This is a genomic window from Escherichia albertii (genome assembly GCF_028622335.1).
GTDB lineage: Bacteria > Pseudomonadota > Gammaproteobacteria > Enterobacterales > Enterobacteriaceae > Escherichia > Escherichia albertii.
On the sequence record NZ_CP117568.1, the window covers coordinates 4,486,339 to 4,506,072 of the forward strand.

Below are 19,734 nucleotides of genomic sequence, written 5' to 3' on the forward strand. Positions count from 1 at the left end.
CATGCTGGAATTGAATTTTTCCCAGACGTTGGGCAACCATTGCCTGACGCTTAATGAAACGTTACCCGCTAACGGGATCACCGCTATATTTGGGGTGTCCGGGGCTGGAAAAACTTCTCTGATTAACGCCATCAGCGGGCTGACTCGTCCGCAAAAGGGGCGGATTGTCCTTAATGGTCGGGTATTAAATGACGCAGAAAAAGGCATCTGCCTGACGCCGGAAAAACGCCGTGTTGGCTATGTTTTTCAGGATGCGCGACTGTTTCCGCATTACAAAGTACGTGGCAATCTGCGCTATGGCATGGCGAAAAGCATGGTTAGTCAGTTCGATAAGCTGGTGGCGCTTTTGGGCATAGAGCCGTTACTTGACCGTTTACCGGGCAGTCTTTCCGGGGGCGAAAAACAGCGTGTGGCGATTGGCCGGGCATTGCTGACGGCACCGGAATTACTGTTGCTGGATGAACCACTGGCTTCGTTGGATATTCCTCGAAAACGCGAATTGCTGCCTTATTTGCAGCGTTTGACACGGGAAATCAATATTCCGATGCTCTATGTCAGCCATTCGCTGGATGAAATTCTCCATCTGGCGGACAGGGTTATGGTGCTGGAAAACGGTCAGGTAAAAGCGTTTGGCCCGCTGGAAGAAGTGTGGGGCAGTAGCGTAATGAATCCGTGGCTACCAAAAGAGCAGCAAAGCAGCATTCTGAAAGTGACAGTACTGGAGCATCATCCACATTACGCAATGACCGCGCTGGCGCTGGGCGATCAGCATTTGTGGGTCAATAAGCTCGACGAACCGCTGCAAGCTGCGCTACGCATCCGCATTCAGGCTTCCGATGTTTCTCTGGTACTCCAGCCGCCGCAACAGACCAGTATCCGTAACGTTTTGCGCGCAAAAGTCATTAATAGCTATGATGATAATGGTCAGGTAGAAGTGGAGCTGGAAGTCGGCGGTAAAACGCTGTGGGCGCGAATAAGCCCGTGGGCCAGGGATGAACTGGCAATCAAACCTGACCTGTGGCTATACGCGCAAATTAAAAGTGTGTCGATAACCGCCTGATTAAATCAGGTGACTATAAATGAACTGGGCAATGCTGTCGGTGGTGTTATCACCAATCACAATGTCGGCGCGCGCTTTTACCGCGTCATCGGCGTTGCCCATCGCAACGCCTGTACCCGCGGCTTCCAGCATACTGATATCATTAAAATTATCGCCGAACGCGACTACGTTCTCCATTGACCAGCCTTGCGCCTCAATCCATTTCGTCAAACGTTTACCTTTACTGTTGCCGCCGCGAGCAATATCGACCTGATCGTGCCAGGACCATTCACACTCAAGGCCAAGTTCATGTTCAACATGCTTACCAAAATGCTGCAATTGCGGTAGGTCATCGTGCGTCAGAGCGAATTTCCATATCGCATTAACGTGTTGCGCCGTTTCGGACAGAGAGGCAACCTGAGTAAACGTTGGGCGCTGTTCTGGCGGTAACGTCTGCGCCCAGTTAGAGGTGCGAATAACATGCCCGGTCGGATGCTCGTAAACCATCGCGTCATCCACATACATCAGACCGTGAATATGGTACTCATTCAGCATCTCAATAAGTTGTAAGGCCTTGTTGACGGGCATTGGGTCCGCTTCCAGCACGGTTTTTGCATGATAATCATACAAATAAGTGCCATTACAGCAAATAGCAGGTGTATCCAGCGCCAGTGCCTGATAAAAAGGATGAATAGCGACGTGATGGCGACCCGTGACGATAATCAATTGATAGCCTGCTTCGCGAGCGCGGGCAAGGGCTTCTATTGATGAGGGAAGCAAGGTCTTTTTTGGAGTCAAGAGGGTGCCGTCTAAGTCGAGAGCAATCACGCGTGTGGTCATGGCGTTTTCCAGATTAAGGTTAAGAATTTTCGTCTGGACGAATGGTACACCGATACCACTATTGGACAAAATTCTGCGTTTTAATTCAGCATTCACCGCCAAAAGCGACTAATTTTAGCTGTTATAGCCAGTTGCTAAATGCAAAGGAGCATTCATGAAGCAAACAGTTTATATCGCCAGTCCTGAGAGCCAACAAATTCACGTCTGGAACCTGAATCATGAAGGCGCATTGACGCTGACACAGGTTGTCGATGTGCCGGGGCAGGTACAGCCGATGGTGGTCAGCCCGGATAAACGTTTCCTCTACGTTGGCGTGCGCCCGGAGTTTCGCGTTCTGGCGTATCGTATTGCGCCGGACGATGGCGCACTGACATTCGCCGCGGAGTCTGCGTTGCCTGGTAGCCCGACGCATATTTCTACCGACCATCAAGGCCAATTTGTTTTTGTCGGCTCTTACAATGCGGGCAATGTAAGCGTAACGCGTCTGGAGGATGGCCTGCCGGTGGGCGTCGTTGATGTCGTTGAGGGACTGGATGGTTGCCATTCCGCCAATATTTCTCCAGATAACCGCACGTTGTGGGTTCCGGCATTAAAGCAGGATCGCATTTGCCTGTTTACCGTCAGCGATGATGGGCATCTGGTGGCGCAGGAACCGGCAGAAGTGGCTACCGTCGAAGGGGCTGGACCGCGCCATATGGTATTCCATCCAAACGGGCAATACGCATATTGCGTCAATGAGTTAAACAGTTCGGTGGATGTCTGGGAACTGAAAGATCCGCACGGCAATATTGAGTGTGTACAGACGCTGGATATGATGCCTGAAAGCTTCTCTGATACCCGCTGGGCGGCTGATATTCATATCACCCCTGATGGTCGTCATTTATATGCCTGTGACCGTACCGCCAGCCTGATTACCGTCTTCAGTGTTTCGGAAGATGGCTGCTTGTTGAGCAAAGAAGGCTTCCAGCCAACGGAAACTCAGCCGCGTGGTTTTAATGTTGATCACAGTGGTAAGTATCTGATTGCCGCTGGGCAGAAATCACACCACATTGCGGTATACGAAATTGTCGGCGAACAGGGATTGTTGCATGAAAAAGGTCGCTATGCGGTCGGGCAGGGGCCGATGTGGGTGGTGATTAACGCACATTAACCGCTGACCTGCGCATAATTTCCCGGAACGGCGTTTTCCGCTCCGGGATTATTCCCCCATCTCCTGTAAAGCGTGTTTCTGGCGTTCGACGATATTGGTCCACAGATTGTCTTTATCGTCAGTCCACAGATTAATCAGCAAAGCAAAAAAGCGTTCTGCTGCCGGAGACAGTACGGCATCTTTGCGGCGAATGATCCCCAATGTCCGACGAATAACCGGTTCTACCAGTGGGATACCAATAATAGAAGAATAGGGCGCATGAGGCATTGCCAGGCCCGGCAACGCCGAAATCCCCAGTCCTGCCTCCACCAGTCCTAATGATGTCGATAAATGACGCACTTCATAAAACCAGTCCAGTTTCCAGGGCTTGTCAGCCAGCTTTTGTTCTATTAATAGTCGGTTGCCGCTGGAGGAGCGCACGCCAATCATTTTGTAGCCCACCAGTTCTTGCCATTCCACCAGTTGCTTTTTGGCCAAAGGATGATCGCGTCGGCAGGCCAGCACAAACGGTTCGTTGACCAGAGGAGTGAAATCAATGGATGAATTTGTGATGTTGTTCATGTTTATACCAAAGTCAGATTCGTTACACAGCACCGACTCCATGCAATTATTCGTGCCTTGTTCCAGAATTCGCACTTTAATATTGGGATATAGCTCATTAAATTTTCCGATTGCCAACGGCAGGAAGTAAAACACGGCAGTCGGAATACAGGCTAATGTCACTATACCGCGACGATAAACATTCATATCTCGAATATTAAAAAGTGTCTCATCAAACTTTTTTATTAATTCCCTTGCTTCCGGGAGTAACATTTTTCCTGCTTTTGTTAACGTAACCTTGCGAGTTGTACGTTCAAAGAGCTGAATATGTAAATCCTGCTCCATCTTTTTTATTCTGCGTGTTAATGCAGGTTGCGTAATATTAAGCAATTTAGCGGCATTGTTAAATGAAGTGGATTCTGCCAGAGTGACGAATGCCTTCATACTTGATAATTCATGCTTCATTATTACTCCGGTAAATGGGCGTTATGATTTTTAGTGGTTCACGTATCTAATGAGGATTAAAAATTTTAACCGCAATTTGCCAAATTAAATTAATGAAAAAATGTTATTAATCGTGAAGCTAAAGTCATTAGCGCGGGTTTGCCCTTAATGTAACCATATCGCAATAAGTTATGTTTTTTAATTGAGGGCATTATTATGAAAAAAATACCCTGCGTGATGATGCGAGGTGGTACCTCGAGGGGCGCGTTCCTGTTAGCGGAACATCTACCCGAAGATCAAACGCAGCGCGATAAAATATTGATGGCAATTATGGGTTCCGGTAATGAGCTGGAAATTGACGGTATCGGCGGTGGTAATCCGCTGACCAGCAAAGTGGCTATTATCAGCCGTTCCTGCGATCCGCGTGCTGATGTTGATTATCTGTTTGCTCAGGTCATTGTCCATGAGCAGCGTGTCGATACCACGCCTAACTGCGGCAATATGTTGTCTGGCGTGGGGGCATTCGCGATTGAGAACGGTTTAATCGCCGCGATATCACCAGTCACTCGCGTGCGTATCCGTAACGTCAACACCGGGACCTATATTGAAGCGGATGTACAAACGCCAAATGGTGTCGTTAATTATGAAGGCAACGCCCGAATTGACGGCGTGCCGGGAACAGCCGCACCAGTAGCGCTCACTTTTCTGAATGCCGCAGGGACCAAAACGGGAAAAGTTTTTCCGACGGATAAGCAGATTGATTATTTTGATGATATTCCGGTGACCTGTATTGATATGGCCATGCCGGTTGTCATTATTCCCGCTGACTATCTGGGAAAAACAGGCTATGAATCGCCTGCGGAACTGGATGCTGATAAAACATTATTAGCCCGTATTGAATCTATCCGTTTACAGGCTGGTAAAGCAATGGGATTAGGGGATGTTAGTAATAAGGTCATTCCTAAGCCTGTAGTTATTTCGCCTGCGCAAAAAGGCGGGGCGATTAACGTCCGCTATTTCATGCCGCATTCCTGTCATCGCGCGCTGGCGATTACTGGTGCTATTGCCATTTCCAGTAGTTGTGCTCTGGAAGGTACCGTCACCCGACAAATTGCAGCTTCTGTGGGTTACGGCAATATCAATATTGAACACCCCAGTGGTGCGCTTGATGTGCATTTAAGTAATGAAGGTCAGGATGCCACAACTTTACGGGCATCTGTTATTCGGACGACCAGAAAAATATTTTCCGGCGAAGTTTATCTTCCCTGAAAAATTCTTTGTCGTGATAAGGACAATCAATAAAAGCCTTCTGTATTAACAATACAGAATGATCAGGATTTCAAATGAATAAAAAATCGATATGGAAGTTAATTCTTATATTAGCAATCCCATGTATTATTGGCTTAATACCAGCCCCGGCTGGGTTAAGTGAGCTGGCGTGGGTGCTTTTTGGTATTTACCTGGCGGCAATTGTGGGACTGGTCATTAAGCCATTCCCTGAACCGGTGGTATTGCTGATAGCCGTTGCTGCCTCAATGGTGGTAGTGGGTAACTTATCTGGTGGAGAATTTAAAACAACAGCCGTATTAAGCGGGTATGCCTCCGGTACTACCTGGCTGGTATTCTCTGCGTTCACTTTAAGCGCCGCGTTTGTGACCACCGGCTTAGGTAAACGTATCGCCTATTTGCTGATTGGTAAAATTGGTAACACTACGCTGGGACTGGGCTACGTTACGGTATTCCTCGATCTGGTACTTGCGCCGGCAACACCTTCCAACACCGCGCGTGCGGGCGGCATTGTGTTACCGATAATCAACAGCGTGGCGGTAGCTCTGGGGTCAGAACCGGAAAAAAGCCCACGTCGTGTTGGACATTACCTGATGATGTCCATTTACATGGTCACCAAAACCACCAGCTATATGTTCTTTACCGCAATGGCGGGGAACATTCTGGCGCTGAAAATGATCAACGACATTCTGCACCTGCAAATTAGCTGGGGGGGATGGGCGCTAGCCGCCGGATTACCGGGCATCATTATGCTGCTGGTCACTCCGCTGGTGATCTACACCATGTATCCGCCTGAAATCAAAAAGGTTGATAACAAAACGATTGCCAAAGCTGGTCTCAGTGAACTCGGACCGATGAAAATCCGAGAAAAAATGCTGCTGGTCGTCTTCGTGCTTGCATTGCTAGGCTGGATTTTCAGTAAGAGTCTGGGCGTTGATGAATCTTCTGTCGCTATCGTAGTTATGGCAACAATGCTGCTGCTTGGCATCGTAACCTGGGAAGACGTCGTTAAAAATAAAGGCGGCTGGAATACCTTAATTTGGTACGGCGGTATTATCGGTTTAAGCTCATTATTATCGAAAGTGAAATTCTTCGAATGGTTGGCTGAAGTCTTTAAAAATAACCTGGCATTTGATGGTCACGGCAATGTCGCCTTCTTCGTGATTATTTTCCTTAGCATTATCGTGCGTTATTTCTTCGCTTCAGGCAGTGCCTATATTGTTGCTATGTTGCCGGTATTTGCCATGTTGGCGAACGTCTCTGGCGCGCCGTTGATGTTAACCGCGCTGGCGCTGCTGTTTTCTAACTCCTACGGCGGCATGGTCACTCACTATGGCGGCGCAGCAGGTCCGGTTATCTTCGGCGTGGGCTATAACGATATTAAATCCTGGTGGTTAGTCGGTGCGGTACTGACGATATTAACCTTCCTGGTGCATATCACCCTCGGCGTGTGGTGGTGGAATATGCTGATCGGCTGGAACATGCTGTAAATATACTCGTCATACTTCAAGTTGCATGTGCTGCGTCTGCGTTCGCTCACCCCAGTCACTTACTTATGTAAGCTCCTGGGGATTCACTCGCTTGTCGCCTTCCTGCAACTCGAATTATTTAGAGTATATCCATTTATTATCTTTCTGCGCACTTTACGGTGCGCAGATATCTGGAGTTTTTGATGATTAAGTTATCTGATAAAGGCGTGTTTCTCGCCGGCAATAACGAGATAATTGCCGAAGAACATTATTCCGGTGAAATAAAAAAAGAAGATGCGAAAAAAGGGACTATTGCCTGGTCTATTCTCTCTTCCCATAACACGTCAGGGAGTATGGACAAACTCAAAATTAAGTTTGATTCCTTAGCTTCTCACGATATTACCTTTGTCGGCATTGTTCAGACTGCCAAAGCATCTGGCATGGAGCGTTTCCCGCTTCCCTATGTACTAACCAACTGTCATAACTCACTGTGTGCCGTGGGCGGTACCATTAATGGCGATGATCATATTTTCGGTTTATCGGCAGCTCAGCGTTATGGCGGTATTTTTGTGCCGCCGCATATTGCAGTCATCCATCAATATATGCGTGAGATGATGGCGGGCGGCGGCAAAATGATCCTCGGTTCAGACAGTCATACCCGTTACGGTGCGCTAGGGACAATGGCGGTTGGCGAGGGCGGCGGCGAGCTGGTAAAACAACTGCTCAATGATACCTGGGATATCGACTATCCGGGCGTGGTTGCGGTACATCTGACCGGAAAACCTGCGCCGTATGTGGGGCCGCAGGATGTGGCGCTGGCGATCATTGGCGCAGTGTTCAAAAACGGTTACGTCAAAAACAAAGTGATGGAGTTCGTCGGTCCGGGCGTTAGTTCGCTCTCTACCGATTTCCGTAATAGCGTTGACGTGATGACCACTGAAACGACCTGTTTAAGTTCTGTCTGGCAAACCGATGAAGAAGTCCATAACTGGCTGGCGTTGCACGGTCGCGGCCAGGATTACAGCCAACTTAACCCACAGCCAATGGCGTACTACGATGGTTGCATTAGCGTTGATTTAAGCGCCATCAAACCAATGATTGCGCTGCCATTCCACCCGAGCAACGTGTATGAAATCGACACGCTGAACCAGAACCTGACCGACATTCTGCGTGAGATTGAAATTGAGTCCGAACGCGTGGCGCACGGTAAAGCCAAACTCTCGCTGCTGGATAAAGTGGAAAACGGTCGCCTGAAAGTGCAGCAGGGAATTATTGCCGGTTGTTCTGGCGGTAACTATGAAAACGTTATTGCGGCGGCGAATGCGCTACGCGGTCAATCCTGTGGCAACGATACGTTCTCGCTGGCAGTCTACCCGTCATCGCAGCCGGTATTTATGGATTTAGCCAAAAAAGGCGTGGTAGCAGATTTGATTGGCGCAGGCGCAATCATCAGAACGGCGTTCTGCGGCCCATGTTTTGGCGCGGGCGACACGCCAATCAACAACGGTTTGAGTATTCGCCACACCACACGTAACTTCCCGAACCGCGAAGGCTCTAAGCCAGCTAATGGTCAGATGTCAGCGGTGGCGTTGATGGACGCTCGTTCTATTGCGGCGACTGCGGTAAACGGTGGCTATTTAACCTCGGCCAGCGAGCTGGACTGTTGGGACAACGTGCCGGAGTACGCCTTCGATGTAACGCCGTATAAAAACCGTGTTTATCAGGGCTTTGTGAAAGGGGCGACCCAGCAACCGCTGATCTACGGACCGAACATCAAAGACTGGCCGGAATTGGGCGCGCTGACTGACAATATCGTTCTCAAAGTGTGTTCGAAGATCCTCGACGAGGTGACCACCACCGACGAATTGATTCCTTCCGGTGAAACCTCTTCGTATCGTTCAAATCCGGTTGGTCTGGCCGAGTTTACCCTGTCGCGCCGCGATCCGGGCTATGTCGGCAGAAGTAAAGCGACCGCTGAGCTGGAAAATCAGCGTCTGGTGGGGAATGTCAGTGAACTGGCAGAGGTGTTTGCGCGTATTAAGCAGATTGCTGGTCAGGAAAATATAGATCCGCTGCAAACTGAAATTGGCAGCATGGTCTATGCGGTCAAACCGGGTGATGGTTCAGCGCGTGAACAGGCGGCAAGCTGCCAGCGCGTCATTGGCGGTCTGGCGAATATCGCCGAGGAATACGCCACTAAACGCTACCGTTCTAACGTCATCAATTGGGGGATGTTACCATTGCAAATGGCGGAAGCACCGACGTTTGACGTGGGGGATTACATTTATATCCCAGGTATAAAAGCGGCGCTGGATAATCCAGGTTCGACGTTCAAAGGTTATGTGATCCATGAAGATGTGCCGGTAACGGAAATCACGCTTTACATGGAAAGCCTGACGGCTGAAGAGCGCGAGATTATCAAGGCGGGGAGTCTGATTAACTTCAATAAAAACCGTCAGATGTAAAAAGCGCCGTGTGAATGTAGGTCACATTCGGCACACCTGTCGGATGCGATGCTGGCACATCTTATCCGACCTACAAATCGTATCGAACCTGTAGGCCGGATAAGGCATTCTCGCCGCATCCGGCACTTATTGTCGGATGCGATGCTGGCGCATCTTATCCGACCTACAAATCGCATCGGTCCTGTAGGCCGGATAAGGCGTTTACGCCGCATCCGGCACTTATTGTCGGATGCGATGCAGGCGCATCTTATCCGACTTACAAATCGCATCGGTCCTGTAGGCCGGATAAGGCGTTTACGCCGCATCCGGCACTTATTGTCGGATGCGATGCTGGCGCATCTTATCCGACCTACAAATCGTATCGAACCTGTAGGCCGGATAAGGCGTTTTCGCCGCATCCGGCACTTATTGTCGGATGCAATGCTGGTGCATCTTATCCAATCTACAAATCGCATCGGTCCTGTAGGCCGAATAAGGCGTTTACGCCGCATCCGGCACTTATTGTCGGATGTGATGCAGGCACATCTTATCCGACCTACAAATCGCATCGAACCTGTAGGCCGGATAAGGCGTTCTCGCCGCATCCGGCACTTATTGTCGGATGCGATGCTGGCGCATCTTATCCGACCTACAAATCGCATCGGTCCTGTAGGCCGGATAAGGCGTTTACGCCGCATCCGGCAATGAGTTAATAGCTCTTACTTCTTCGCCTCTGCAACCACTTTGCTACCCACGCCGCGGTTGTTGTACTCCCACATGCGGTTGTAGTTAGTGTCATTCAGATTGCGCTGTACATCGTCGCTATCATCAGTGCTGCCGGTATTACCCGCAAACGGACGATTAGAGATCACCGCATCAGCCCACGGTTTAGCTGTGTTAAAGCCTTCGTTAATGGCGCTATCACGAATCACCACCTGGCCGTTGGTATTGGCATCAACATCCAGCGAGCGACCCAACTGCGCGACGCCATCACCAGAAGCATTAAATCGGCTATTTACTGCCAGGAAACCGTAATAGATATTAGACAGCGTAGCTGGTGCAAACACATACGCTTCCTGCTGGGTACGGGAGTTCACCACGCGGAATTCAGTATTATCGAACACCACTGCGCCGCGACCAGAAACGATATCCACATCCCCTTCGATGTAGCTGTTAGTCACCAGCGTACGCGGCTGGCGGTTGGTTTCCAGACGGTTTTGCACGCCACTGTTAGTCACAAAGAAAGTATTCTGACGACCCAGAATATTGACGTTATTGATCTGTACTTTATCGCCATCAGTACGCAGAGCTACCGCCGGATGGTTGCCTGCATCTACGCTATCGCCCAGCGTGTTTTCGATGGTCAGATTTTGCAGTTGCAGGCCATTGTTTTGCGACCAGAAGACCGCAGAACACAGAACGCCGATACTGTTGCTGCGTTTGCTCTGGCAGCTATCGTACATATACCACGCTGGTTTACCTGGCATATATTTGCCGCGCGGGTTGACGTCATGACGCCAGTCGGCAGGGCTCATGCCGCCATCAAGGGAGAGTCCAATCTTCACATCAATCGGTTTTTCGCCTGTACCATAGACGGTGATTCCACCCGGAGCTGCAGGGACATACACCGTTCCCTGATACTCTCCAGGCATCACGGCAATATACTGGCGCTTATTGGTACGCTTGATAATTGCCGCATCTACCGCCGCCTGAATCGTGGTATGCGTTACACCTGGAGTACCCGCCGGGCCGACAACAAAGTCAGGTTGTGCAGGCAGGGTAATCGGCGAAGGATTCCACGCCGCAGCACCAGGCGTCAGGGATGAAAAATAGTGTTGAGCATCGAAATTCTGCGCTTCTTTTGCCGACAGAATCGGGCGAGAAGAAGTACCAGGCGCGGTTTGATCAGAAGGACGTTGATCGGGCGGTGTTGAGCTACAGGCGGTCAGCGTCACGCCAAAAGCCAGTGCCAGCGCCAGACGGGAAACTGAAAATGTGTTCACAGGTTGCTCCGGGCTATGAAATGGAAAAATGAATCCGTTGAAGCCTGCTTTTTTATACTAAGTTGGCCTTATAAAAAAGCATTACTTATCAATTTGTTGCAACGAACAGGTCACTATCAGTCAAAATAAAATCATTATTTGATTTCAATTTTGTCCCACTCCCTGCCTCTGTCATCACGATACTGTGATGCCATGGTGTCCGACTTATGCCCGAGAAGATGTTGAGCAAATTTATCGCTTATCTGCTTCTCATAGAGTCTTGCAGACAAACTGCGCAACTCGTGAAAGGTAGGCGGAGTCCCTTCGAAGGAAAGACCTGATGCTTTTCGTGCGCGCATAAAATACCTTGATACCGTGCCGGATGAAAGCGGTTCACGACGAGTAGATGCAATTATGGTTTCTCCGCCAAGAGTCTCTTTGCATTTATCAAGTGTTTCTTTCATTGATATCCCGAGAGCATCAACATGCAATGTTGTAGGAATGGCAATTTTTACGCCTGTTTTGCTTTGCTCGACATAAAGATAGCCATCTACGATATCAGACCACTTCATTTCGCATAAATCACCAACTCGCTGCCCGGTAACAACAGCCAGTTCCATTGCAAGTCTGAGCCAACATGGTGATGATTCTGCTGCTTGATAAATTTTCAGGTATTCGTCAGCCGTAAGTCTTGATCTCCTTACCTCTGATTTTGCTGCGCGAGTGGCGGTGACCGGGTTTGTTGTTATATGGCCTTCAGCTATAGCCTCTCGGAATGCATCGCTCAGTGTTGATCTGATTAACTTGGCTGATGCCGCCTTACCCTCGTCTATGTATCCATTGAGCATTGTCGCAATTTCTTTTGTGGTGATGTCTTCAAGTGGAACATCAGGTAGCTCCTTCCTTATTGCTTTAATTTTGCTCATGTAATTTATTAATGTCTTCTGCTTGATCCCTCTGCTGGAGAGGATTTTTTCGTAGCGATCAAGCCAAGCATGGAGAGTGATTGAGTCAGCGCCTTTAATCCTGCCAAGCAATGATTCGTGCCCGCTTTCGCTGAAAAGCTCAATGTTGGTGTGAATTGCTTCGGAAATTGCTACCCTCCTGTCTCTTCCCAGCCCAAACTCTTTTTTCGTCCTCGGGTCTCTATAGCAGTAATACCCGTTTCTTTCGTAGAGATTTGGCGGCAGGTCGCGCCGCTTATGGCTTCTCCTTCTTCCCATTTCTGATCCTCTTCAAAAGGCTACCTGTTACTGGTCGATTTAAGTCAACCTTTACCGCTGATTCGTGGAACAGATACTCTCTTCCATCCTTAACCGGAGGAGGGAATATCCTGCACTCGCGTACCCATCGACGAACTGTTTCAAGGCTTCTTGGGCGCCGCTGGCGTGCATTCCACTCCTGAAGTGTCAAGTACATCGCAAAGTCTCCGCAATTACACGCAAGAAAAGCCGCATTGATGCGGCGATGGTAGGTCTGGATATCATTGAGCCATAACAGGCCTCATCGAGTGTGAGGCTGTGGTTAGTCCTTTCGTAACTCGCTGATTCTCCTGTAAGTCTCTGGTGCTTTGTTTCCGTGTATCTTCATTTCAGACTTCAACAGAGCGACGAGGGAATCCCATTCGTTGAGGATGCCTTTGAATGCCGGAACGCGCTTTGCAACCTTGTCGAATGAATCTCTGATTTCTGGAATCTGCTCAACAAGTGCAACGCATCGCCGGAAGTCTGCTGCGTCATGTGGAGCGCCGAAGTGATGACCATAGATATTCTTTTTCAGTCCACATGCGATTGAGGCAAGAGTTGCGCTACTGATGCCAACATCGCCAGTCGATTGCCATTTCAAAACCTTCATAGCCAAATCTGACATTTCTTGTCTCCATAAAACAAAACCCGCCGTAGCGAGTTCAGATAAAAGAAATCCCCGCGAGTGCGAGGATTGTTATTCATTGCCGATATTCACCTTTATCGCGAACACCTTTACCGGTTTATCTCCTTTGCATGGCGCGTAATTTTTTCAGATGGTTCTCCTGCTCTGTTTCAGCCAGAATTTGTCGGTATTCCTGGTGATCGATCCGTTCAAACAGTTCATTAAAATCGTTTATTTTTACCGACTGTGTTCGCCCATCCATTCTTCTGTACAACACAGTGTTGTTTATGCAGCGAAGAATTTTTATCGGGTAGCCGGCGCTATCGGTGTATATCTGACCACGTTGAATCAGAGCGAACATTCCTTTATCCCCAGCGGAAAAGCGAATACAGAATAAATGCCACCGCGATTGCAACTCCTACAGCGGTGAATGCTTCAGGCCAATTCATCATTCACTCCCTGCGGCGGTTCTGGTAGCAGCATCCAGTACAAGGCGTTCCCTAACCACGATAAAGTGCCGTCGCTCAACTCCACGTATTCCTCTTGTACCTGTCCTGCCATATACTCACCGTGCTTTGAATAAATTAAAATCCAATCATCTTGAGCGGGCATTCGCTCACTACAGCTTATCCAACCACCCGGACTTACCGGAGAGTTGCCAGTCTTACGCATGGCAATCTCCACGATTTCAACCATATCTCCTGGCAGAATTTTACAAAGCTGGCCAAAGCGCCTCTGCTGCCTGGCATACTCGAGGATGTGCTCCAGTTTGGTTCGATTAATCATGATTTATCTCCCTTAAGCATGGCTGCACGGCAGGCGTTCCAGCCTCTCACCTCTGCAATAGCTGCAACAGCATCAACTGTGTACATGCTAAGAGGGTTAGGCATTGGTTTTTCTTCCGGTACTACTGGCGATGGCTGTTTGGCTTCTAAATCAGCAATTCTGTCAACTACGGCATCGACAGCATCTGAAAAACTGAAACAGTTACTCCACTCAGGCCTATCCCCGGTTGTTGCGAAGTACATATCAGCTAAAGCAGACTCAGCATGGTCACGCTCGTTAATGAGTTGCTCTTCGCTTTTCTCCAGTTCAGCAATACGTTTACTCCCATCCGAGATAACACCTTCGTAATACTCACGCTGCTCGTTGAGTTTTGATTTTGCTTCCTCAAGCTCAACACGCAGCTTCCCTACCGTTAGCGCAATTTCCTCGTTCTCCTGGTCGCGGCGTTTGATGTATTGCTGGTTTCTTTCCCGTTCATCCAGCAGTGCCAGCACGGTTTCTGGTCCGGCCAGAAATTTGAAGGCGTTGAGCGCATCAATATCCACACCGTAATCTTTAAGTTCCTGTTCACTTAACAAATCATCATCAGCTGGCAACATTAACAGGCGTTCCATTGCTGGAATTGCACGTTCCGCCACCTCACGCAGTGACTGGTAATTAATTTCGCTCACTGGTTGCCTCCTTTGCGAAGCAGTTCAGCAATACTTACGCATATCTCTGCGCCTCTAATCAGCCCCGGAACGTTCTTGTTTGGCCCAACTTCACCATCAACAAAATCAATCATCGCGTTACGAGCCATATCCACGCCCTGCGCCCGTACTTCAGCCAGGAAAGCATCGGTGGCTGGGGTGTCTGATTGCAGAGACTTTGCGCGATAGTCATTCCACCCTCTTGCATACATGGGATTAACTTGCACTCCATCTTTTACGCAATATGCCTGACCTCCACGGTTGATAACCTTGATTTCGTCCATAGCGCCAGACTTCATCCCCGCACTCTCCGCTGCCATCGCCGCGCACTTGGCCTCCGCTTCAGCAAATTTACGCACCAGATATTCAGCGTTTGTTTCGTTAACCTTTAAATCACTTGGGATGCATTTACCTTTCAGAAAACCATCCATCTCAATTAGTGACATTTGTTTCATTTCTTCCCACTCCGCCACATCGCATTCAGATATTTGTTGTCATTAACAGAACCGAAACTCTTTCTCTTAAGCAATTCCTCTCTCGATGGCATTGGCTTTACGCGTTGGCGAATAATCATTTCTGCCGGAAGAATGCCGGGATTGTATGCAAGTCATCTCATGATTTACTCTCCACGAACTGGTCAATAGCCATGCTAAGTGACACACCTAAAGTCTCGATATGCTGCTGAATATCCTGTAGCGTCTGCGCCTGAGATAACAGGATTTCACGGTTGCATAATTCTTTAACCAGATGCTCAAACTTGCTGTAATAACCGATACGACTTAGTGTTTCTTTCCCTGCATTCTCGCCTTCTTTGATAATTCCTCTTTCGCTAAGAATCAGGTCGTGTTTTGTTCCGGTAATAACGTATTTGCCGAGGTCGATGTTTAGCTTCATTGTTTTCATTGTTAATTCCTCAGTCATTACTGATAGCGCCATAGCGTGAGCGGTAATTACGCAGGCGCGGGTCGATATATTCATGGAAGTGGGTATATGTGGCTTTGCGGAATGGTCGGATTGATGTCTGGTCAATTCGCTCGCGTTCTTCTTTCTCTGCAAGCCATATACAGTGGCGAAATTCCTTTTCCTCTTTCGTTTCCTGCGGTAGAGACATTATTCGATCGTAGTTTTTTCTGAATTTATCCAGCACCTCCGATACGGAATTGCCGGAACAGCGGCGCGCGTCATCCGCACAATACAGAGGCGCTGGCATGATTTTCTCCTGATTAAATTGCGTGAATAGCGTGACGAGGGAAGGGGAGAGTTACTGGTGCAAAGGGTATATCGTCGTCAAAATCCATAGGTGGTTCGTTGTGTTGTGCTGGTGATGATTGCTGCTGTGGCTTCTGTGATTGCCTGCTGGCTGCTTGTTGTTTGCTGTCGCCAATGCCGCCAAGCATTTGCATCACGCCATTAATTCCGACATGAACCTCGGTTGTGTAACGGTCTTGTCCTGACTGGTCTTTCCACTTTCTGGTTCTCAGCATTCCCTCGAAATAAATCTGATCACCTTTTTTCACATACTGCCCCACGACCTCAGCCAGTTTCCCGGATACAGCAACACGATGCCATTCAGTCAATTCCTTTTGCTCGCCAGTATTTTTATCTCGCCATTGTTCTGACGTGGCTATTGTCAGGTTAGCGAACGCTGTTCCTGATGGTGAGTATCGAACTTCCGGGTCTTGTCCTACCCGACCAAGGATAATCACCTTATTTATCCCGCGAGAACTCATTTGCTCCACCTCTTGCCAGTTTTTATGTTGCTTATAATTGATTGAGATACACCCATGTCTTTTGCTATCTTGTACTGACTCTCTTTTTCAGAGAGTCTTTTCCTAATTTCTATAACCTGCCACTCTGTTAATTTTGCACCATGATGAGCATGACCTTTCTTGGCTCCACGATGCCTTCCTTTTGCTATCTTGTCGTCCATGTTTTCTTGCGCGCTACCTAAAAAGAGATGTTCAGGATTAACGCAGCATGGGTTATCGCATTTGTGGCAAACCATCTTCCCAGATGGAATGGGGGAGTGATAAAGCTCAAAAGCAACCCGATGAGAAAGCATTGTTACGCCAAAGGCTACAAATTTTGTGTATCCTCCTTTGTTTTTTGAATAGGTAGACTCCCAGCAACCTGTTGTTTCATTAACTTTGTAGCTGGACTCGAATCTTTTAATAATTCCGTCCAAGTGAGACATTTATGCCGCCTGTTTTAGTTCGTTAACTCTGATGTTCATTACCTGAACGCATTTAGCCTGCGCTTCCTCGTTGCCAGCCATTAATTGCCAGTCACGCTGATAACGCTCGATGAGTTTTTTCTTGTCAGTTTCTGTTGACGCATAATCGCTGAAGTCTTTCAGGATTTGCTCGCAGTCAACCGATGGAGATTTCTGGTTGGTATTTTCTGGTGATGGTTTGTTATCTGATGCTGGGATTGCCCAGCCTGGCAGCGATGGAGGGAGCCAGTAAAATCCTGTTCCATCCTTCAGTTTTGCCCTGTGCCACCCCTGCTTTTTATCGGGAGATGTTTGTGCGAAACCTTCCTCAAGGTTATACAGATACCGACCGATTCCCCACTGAACGGCAGCACGCTTCATTGCACCTGAACGACCACCTTTGACGGCTTCTACCTGCGTGTTTTCAGCAGCATCCCATTTGGTTACCCATTCGGAATCAATCTTGATTGATATGCCGCATTCAACGCCTCCGTTGTTGGGAATATCTCGGTATTCATTGCGCCATCCTGCTTTGCCGCAAACATCGTCTAGGCGTTTCATGATTGCCCGGTTCGTGACATAAGCCAGCACCATAGCCCACACCTTGCCATCGCGTGTTTTACCGCTTTGCTGTATTCGCCATTCGATATCTTCAGGGCTGAATGGCTCATCGAATTTGTTCAAATCCATAATTCACCTCAGAATGGACACGGCCCAAGGAAATAACGCTGATTTAATACTTCGACTCGGGACAAATTAAGGCATACCCGCATTCCTTCGCGGTCGCCATTATGGCGATACCAGAGAGCTTTCTGCGTGTACATGCGTCTCTGTAACTTGCTCTCCTTCACTGTGGTTGCAAGTGACATTAATATCTCCTTCGTTACCGATTAATTCTTTCATCTGACGAATGAATTCTTTGTCTGACCAGTTATCTTTGACATCCTCCACGCCCTAAAGGGCGTGGATTCCTCCTTCGAGACGGCGATGTCCCGCCGCGAGAATGTTCTTTGCCGCGTTTACGTCGCGGTCGTGGAGTTCACCACATTCCACGCAGATCCATTCTCTTATTCCAAGGCCTGCCCTACCCTTCGGACTACTGCAGCTAATAGCTCCGCAGCACGAGCAAGTCTGGGTGGTGTACGCTTCATCTACGACCTCAAAAACCACACTCCGCGCAATCGCTTTATACTGAATCTGATTTTTTAGCTGACACCAGCCGGCGTCGTAGATACTTTTTGCCAAATTTGTTTTTGATAACTTTTTACTGCTTACGTCGCCTACAAAAATAGCGGCGTATTTATTAACCAGCGCCGTAGAAAACTTATGGTGTGCATCTTTACGGCGATTTTTGATTTTTGCGTGGATAGCTCTAACACGTTTTTTATTATGGGCACGTTGAGCAATTTTTAATTTGCCTTCTAATTCACGATACCAACGTTTAGCCGGAAGTTTTTCACCATCCGAAGTGGTGGCAATGTCTTTCAGACCAAGATCGATACCCACGTCGGCAGTGCCTTTAGTTGGTTCGCATTCGTATTCAACTGCAACATTGAAATACCAGCGACCGCGCGCATCTTCTGCAAAGTTACCAGCACGGAATTTAAAGCCATTTAATCCATAGCTATCCCACACTTTGAAATAGTGCCCGGCAAACTTGATGCAGCCGTTTACCCATTTCACTTGAGCACCTTTGAACGGAACCCAACAAAGACTACGCCCAGCACCGCCACTTTTACGCCAGCGCAGCTTACTGCGTTTAAACTGTTTACGCGCTTTAGCGTGATGTTTTGAGATTTCCTGACAAGTAGCTGCTTGTATGTGGTATCCGCGCTCCTTTTGAATACCAGCAATGCGTTTATCTACGTCAAATTCAGTTAACCAAACTCTTTGTTTTGGTCCGTATTCGCTGACAGTGCTGTATTCAGCCGCAGTCATTTCATTGATAAAGTTAAAAACTTGGTTCACTTCAAAGGCCATCTGACGCAACAAGGAGGCGTGGCGGTCTTTGACGCGTACCTGCAATGTTTTAGTCTGAATAGCCATTTACTTGCTCCCCTTATTGGTAAAACTCATGGACGGCCTTGTTGTTTCAAAATATCCCAAAGCTTTTCGAGCAAACTTTTCATTCTTGGTTGTTTAAAGTCTGCTCCGGTTAAAATATTTTTTCGTGAATGCTGCACCGATAAAATCGGGTTGAAAGGGCGAACCGATGCCGCCCCTGCAATAGCGAACTGTTGCATAGGATGCTCCTTCTGTTTGATTGCATAACGAAAACGCCTCGAGTGAAGCGTTATTGGTATGCATATAAAAAAGCCCTCACACTGGAGGGCAAAGAAGATTTCCAATAATCAGAACAAGTCGGCTCCTGTTTAGTTACGAGCGACATTGCTCCGTGTATTCACTCGTTGGAATGAATACACAGTGCAGTATTTATTCTGTTGTTTATGCCAAAAATAAAGGCCGACTATGCGGCCTAAAATTACTTAACCAATGATGCTGCATATTCGATAAGGTAAAGCTTTGGGGCCAGCCAAATTTTTAACCAAGTCATATTGGTTACTACAGCAATAATAAAACTTACCCACAGAACAAAAACTGCAGCTAATGGTAAGATTAGAAAACTAATCTCACCGTTACTTTCCCAAATCATAGTCGGTTTGTATTTAGTCTTCCCCTTATCCCATGACCATCCTTCATCATCGAACTTACCAATTTCAACTTTTTGGCACTGTTTCTTCATAAACCAGAAAACCAGCGGGATTGTTAAAATGGCTATTAATGTTTTAATCAGACTGTCAACCATATTCCATAACAGCAACTGATGAACAACATCGGGAATCTGTGCCTGGCTAAATGAAACAGCCGCATCTATTCCATTACTGGCTTTTTGCAGTAGTTCTACGAGAATCTTGTTTGCTTGTTCTTCCATATATCACCTTAAATAGTGGATTGCGGTAGTAAAGATTGTGCCTGTCTTTTA

At 48.0% G+C, this 19,734-nt stretch carries 23 protein-coding genes and 1 pseudogene; 5 read left to right on the plus strand and 19 right to left on the minus strand.

Translation table 11 applies throughout. From position 1 onward, the window contains the following. Nucleotide 1 precedes the first annotated feature (1 nt). Nucleotides 2–1,060 (plus strand): molybdenum ABC transporter ATP-binding protein ModC, encoded by a 1,059-nt coding sequence (modC, locus tag PS053_RS21610; RefSeq protein WP_000891703.1) that lies wholly within the window; start codon nt 2–4, stop codon nt 1,058–1,060. Here the strand turns inward: modC and ybhA are convergent, their stop codons facing one another. Then, nucleotides 1,061–1,879, minus strand: a complete 819-nt coding sequence (gene ybhA, locus PS053_RS21615; RefSeq protein WP_025237343.1) for a bifunctional pyridoxal phosphate/fructose-1,6-bisphosphate phosphatase — start codon at nt 1,877–1,879, stop codon at nt 1,061–1,063. A gap of 154 nt (nt 1,880–2,033) precedes the next feature. On the opposite strand from ybhA, the gene pgl reads away from it, so the two are divergent. Next, nucleotides 2,034–3,029: a 6-phosphogluconolactonase gene (gene pgl / locus PS053_RS21620; RefSeq protein WP_256879091.1), complete on the plus strand. Its 996-nt coding sequence runs from the start codon at nt 2,034–2,036 to the stop codon at nt 3,027–3,029. Between the two features lie 48 nt (nt 3,030–3,077). Here pgl and PS053_RS21625 read toward each other — a convergent pair whose 3' ends face one another. Next, nucleotides 3,078–4,034 (minus strand): LysR family transcriptional regulator, encoded by a 957-nt coding sequence (locus tag PS053_RS21625; protein ID WP_000679979.1) that lies wholly within the window; start codon nt 4,032–4,034, stop codon nt 3,078–3,080. A gap of 195 nt (nt 4,035–4,229) precedes the next feature. Here PS053_RS21625 and PS053_RS21630 point away from each other — a divergent pair, with 195 nt between their 5' ends. The 3 genes from PS053_RS21630 (at nt 4,230) to PS053_RS21640 (ending at nt 9,234) form a co-directional block, all read left to right on the plus strand. Further along, a complete protein-coding gene (locus PS053_RS21630) occupies nt 4,230–5,282 on the plus strand; it encodes a 4-oxalomesaconate tautomerase (RefSeq protein ID WP_054411110.1) in 1,053 nt (350 codons plus the stop codon). A 74-nt stretch (nt 5,283–5,356) separates the two neighbouring features. After that, the gene (locus PS053_RS21635) at nt 5,357–6,790 is read left to right on the plus strand and encodes an anion permease (RefSeq protein WP_059223656.1); all 1,434 of its coding nucleotides are present in this window, start codon (nt 5,357–5,359) and stop codon (nt 6,788–6,790) included. A gap of 182 nt (nt 6,791–6,972) precedes the next feature. Further along, a complete protein-coding gene (locus PS053_RS21640; RefSeq protein ID WP_256879090.1) occupies nt 6,973–9,234 on the plus strand; it encodes a hydratase in 2,262 nt (753 codons plus the stop codon). Between the two features lie 698 nt (nt 9,235–9,932). Here the strand turns inward: PS053_RS21640 and PS053_RS21645 are convergent. The 17 genes and pseudogenes from PS053_RS21645 to PS053_RS21725 form a co-directional block, all read right to left on the minus strand. Next, entirely contained in the window at nt 9,933–11,216 is a 1,284-nt protein-coding gene (locus tag PS053_RS21645) for a putative acyl-CoA thioester hydrolase (protein WP_054411105.1), read from the minus strand. Between the two features lie 134 nt (nt 11,217–11,350). After that, complete coding sequence (locus tag PS053_RS21650; RefSeq protein WP_124866297.1) at nt 11,351–12,418, minus strand: tyrosine-type recombinase/integrase; 1,068 nt, start codon at nt 12,416–12,418, stop codon at nt 11,351–11,353. Continuing rightward, on the minus strand, nt 12,396–12,614 hold the full coding sequence (locus PS053_RS21655) for an excisionase (protein ID WP_032236770.1): 219 nt from the start codon (nt 12,612–12,614) through the stop codon (nt 12,396–12,398). Before PS053_RS21655 ends, PS053_RS21650 begins: the two co-directional genes overlap by 23 nt. Before the next feature lie 105 nt (nt 12,615–12,719). Further along, a complete protein-coding gene (locus PS053_RS21660) occupies nt 12,720–13,064 on the minus strand; it encodes a hypothetical protein (protein WP_001281192.1) in 345 nt (114 codons plus the stop codon). A 118-nt stretch (nt 13,065–13,182) separates the two neighbouring features. Then, nucleotides 13,183–13,425 (minus strand): DUF4222 domain-containing protein, encoded by a 243-nt coding sequence (locus PS053_RS21665; RefSeq protein WP_000457736.1) that lies wholly within the window; start codon nt 13,423–13,425, stop codon nt 13,183–13,185. Between the two features lie 74 nt (nt 13,426–13,499). Continuing rightward, a complete protein-coding gene (locus tag PS053_RS21670) occupies nt 13,500–13,850 on the minus strand; it encodes a DUF551 domain-containing protein (protein ID WP_001345188.1) in 351 nt (116 codons plus the stop codon). Continuing rightward, complete coding sequence (locus tag PS053_RS21675; protein WP_273774459.1) at nt 13,847–14,521, minus strand: ead/Ea22-like family protein; 675 nt, start codon at nt 14,519–14,521, stop codon at nt 13,847–13,849. The genes PS053_RS21670 and PS053_RS21675 overlap by 4 nt, the downstream gene beginning before the upstream one ends. Next, nucleotides 14,518–14,994 carry a hypothetical protein gene (locus PS053_RS21680; protein ID WP_273774460.1) on the minus strand — a complete coding sequence of 159 codons (477 nt, stop codon included), beginning with the start codon at nt 14,992–14,994 and terminating at the stop codon, nt 14,518–14,520. Before PS053_RS21680 ends, PS053_RS21675 begins: the two co-directional genes overlap by 4 nt. Beyond that, nucleotides 14,991–15,146 (minus strand): annotated as a pseudogene (locus tag PS053_RS21685) (DUF2737 family protein); the annotation flags it as partial. The gene PS053_RS21680 and the pseudogene PS053_RS21685, both read right to left, overlap by 4 nt. Nucleotides 15,147–15,151: 5 nt before the next feature. After that, entirely contained in the window at nt 15,152–15,433 is a 282-nt protein-coding gene (locus PS053_RS21690; protein ID WP_000773123.1) for a DUF5405 family protein, read from the minus strand. Nucleotides 15,434–15,452: 19 nt separating this feature from the next. After that, on the minus strand, nt 15,453–15,749 hold the full coding sequence (locus PS053_RS21695) for a phage anti-RecBCD protein (protein WP_273774462.1): 297 nt from the start codon (nt 15,747–15,749) through the stop codon (nt 15,453–15,455). 13 nt (nt 15,750–15,762) lie between these two features. Further along, entirely contained in the window at nt 15,763–16,269 is a 507-nt protein-coding gene (ssb, locus tag PS053_RS21700) for a single-stranded DNA-binding protein (RefSeq protein ID WP_000098523.1), read from the minus strand. Then, complete coding sequence (locus tag PS053_RS21705) at nt 16,266–16,733, minus strand: HNH endonuclease (RefSeq protein ID WP_000018646.1); 468 nt, start codon at nt 16,731–16,733, stop codon at nt 16,266–16,268. The genes ssb and PS053_RS21705 overlap by 4 nt, the downstream gene beginning before the upstream one ends. Continuing rightward, nucleotides 16,734–17,441, minus strand: coding sequence for a Rad52/Rad22 family DNA repair protein (locus tag PS053_RS21710; protein ID WP_000365284.1), 708 nt, complete (start codon nt 17,439–17,441; stop codon nt 16,734–16,736). A 264-nt stretch (nt 17,442–17,705) separates the two neighbouring features. Further along, entirely contained in the window at nt 17,706–18,797 is a 1,092-nt protein-coding gene (locus PS053_RS21715; protein WP_273774466.1) for an RNA-guided endonuclease InsQ/TnpB family protein, read from the minus strand. A gap of 26 nt (nt 18,798–18,823) precedes the next feature. Then, the gene (locus tag PS053_RS21720) at nt 18,824–18,994 is read right to left on the minus strand and encodes a hypothetical protein (protein WP_001183771.1); all 171 of its coding nucleotides are present in this window, start codon (nt 18,992–18,994) and stop codon (nt 18,824–18,826) included. Nucleotides 18,995–19,233: 239 nt separating this feature from the next. Continuing rightward, on the minus strand, nt 19,234–19,683 hold the full coding sequence (locus tag PS053_RS21725; protein ID WP_265450807.1) for a hypothetical protein: 450 nt from the start codon (nt 19,681–19,683) through the stop codon (nt 19,234–19,236). Nucleotides 19,684–19,734: the final 51 nt, after the last annotated feature.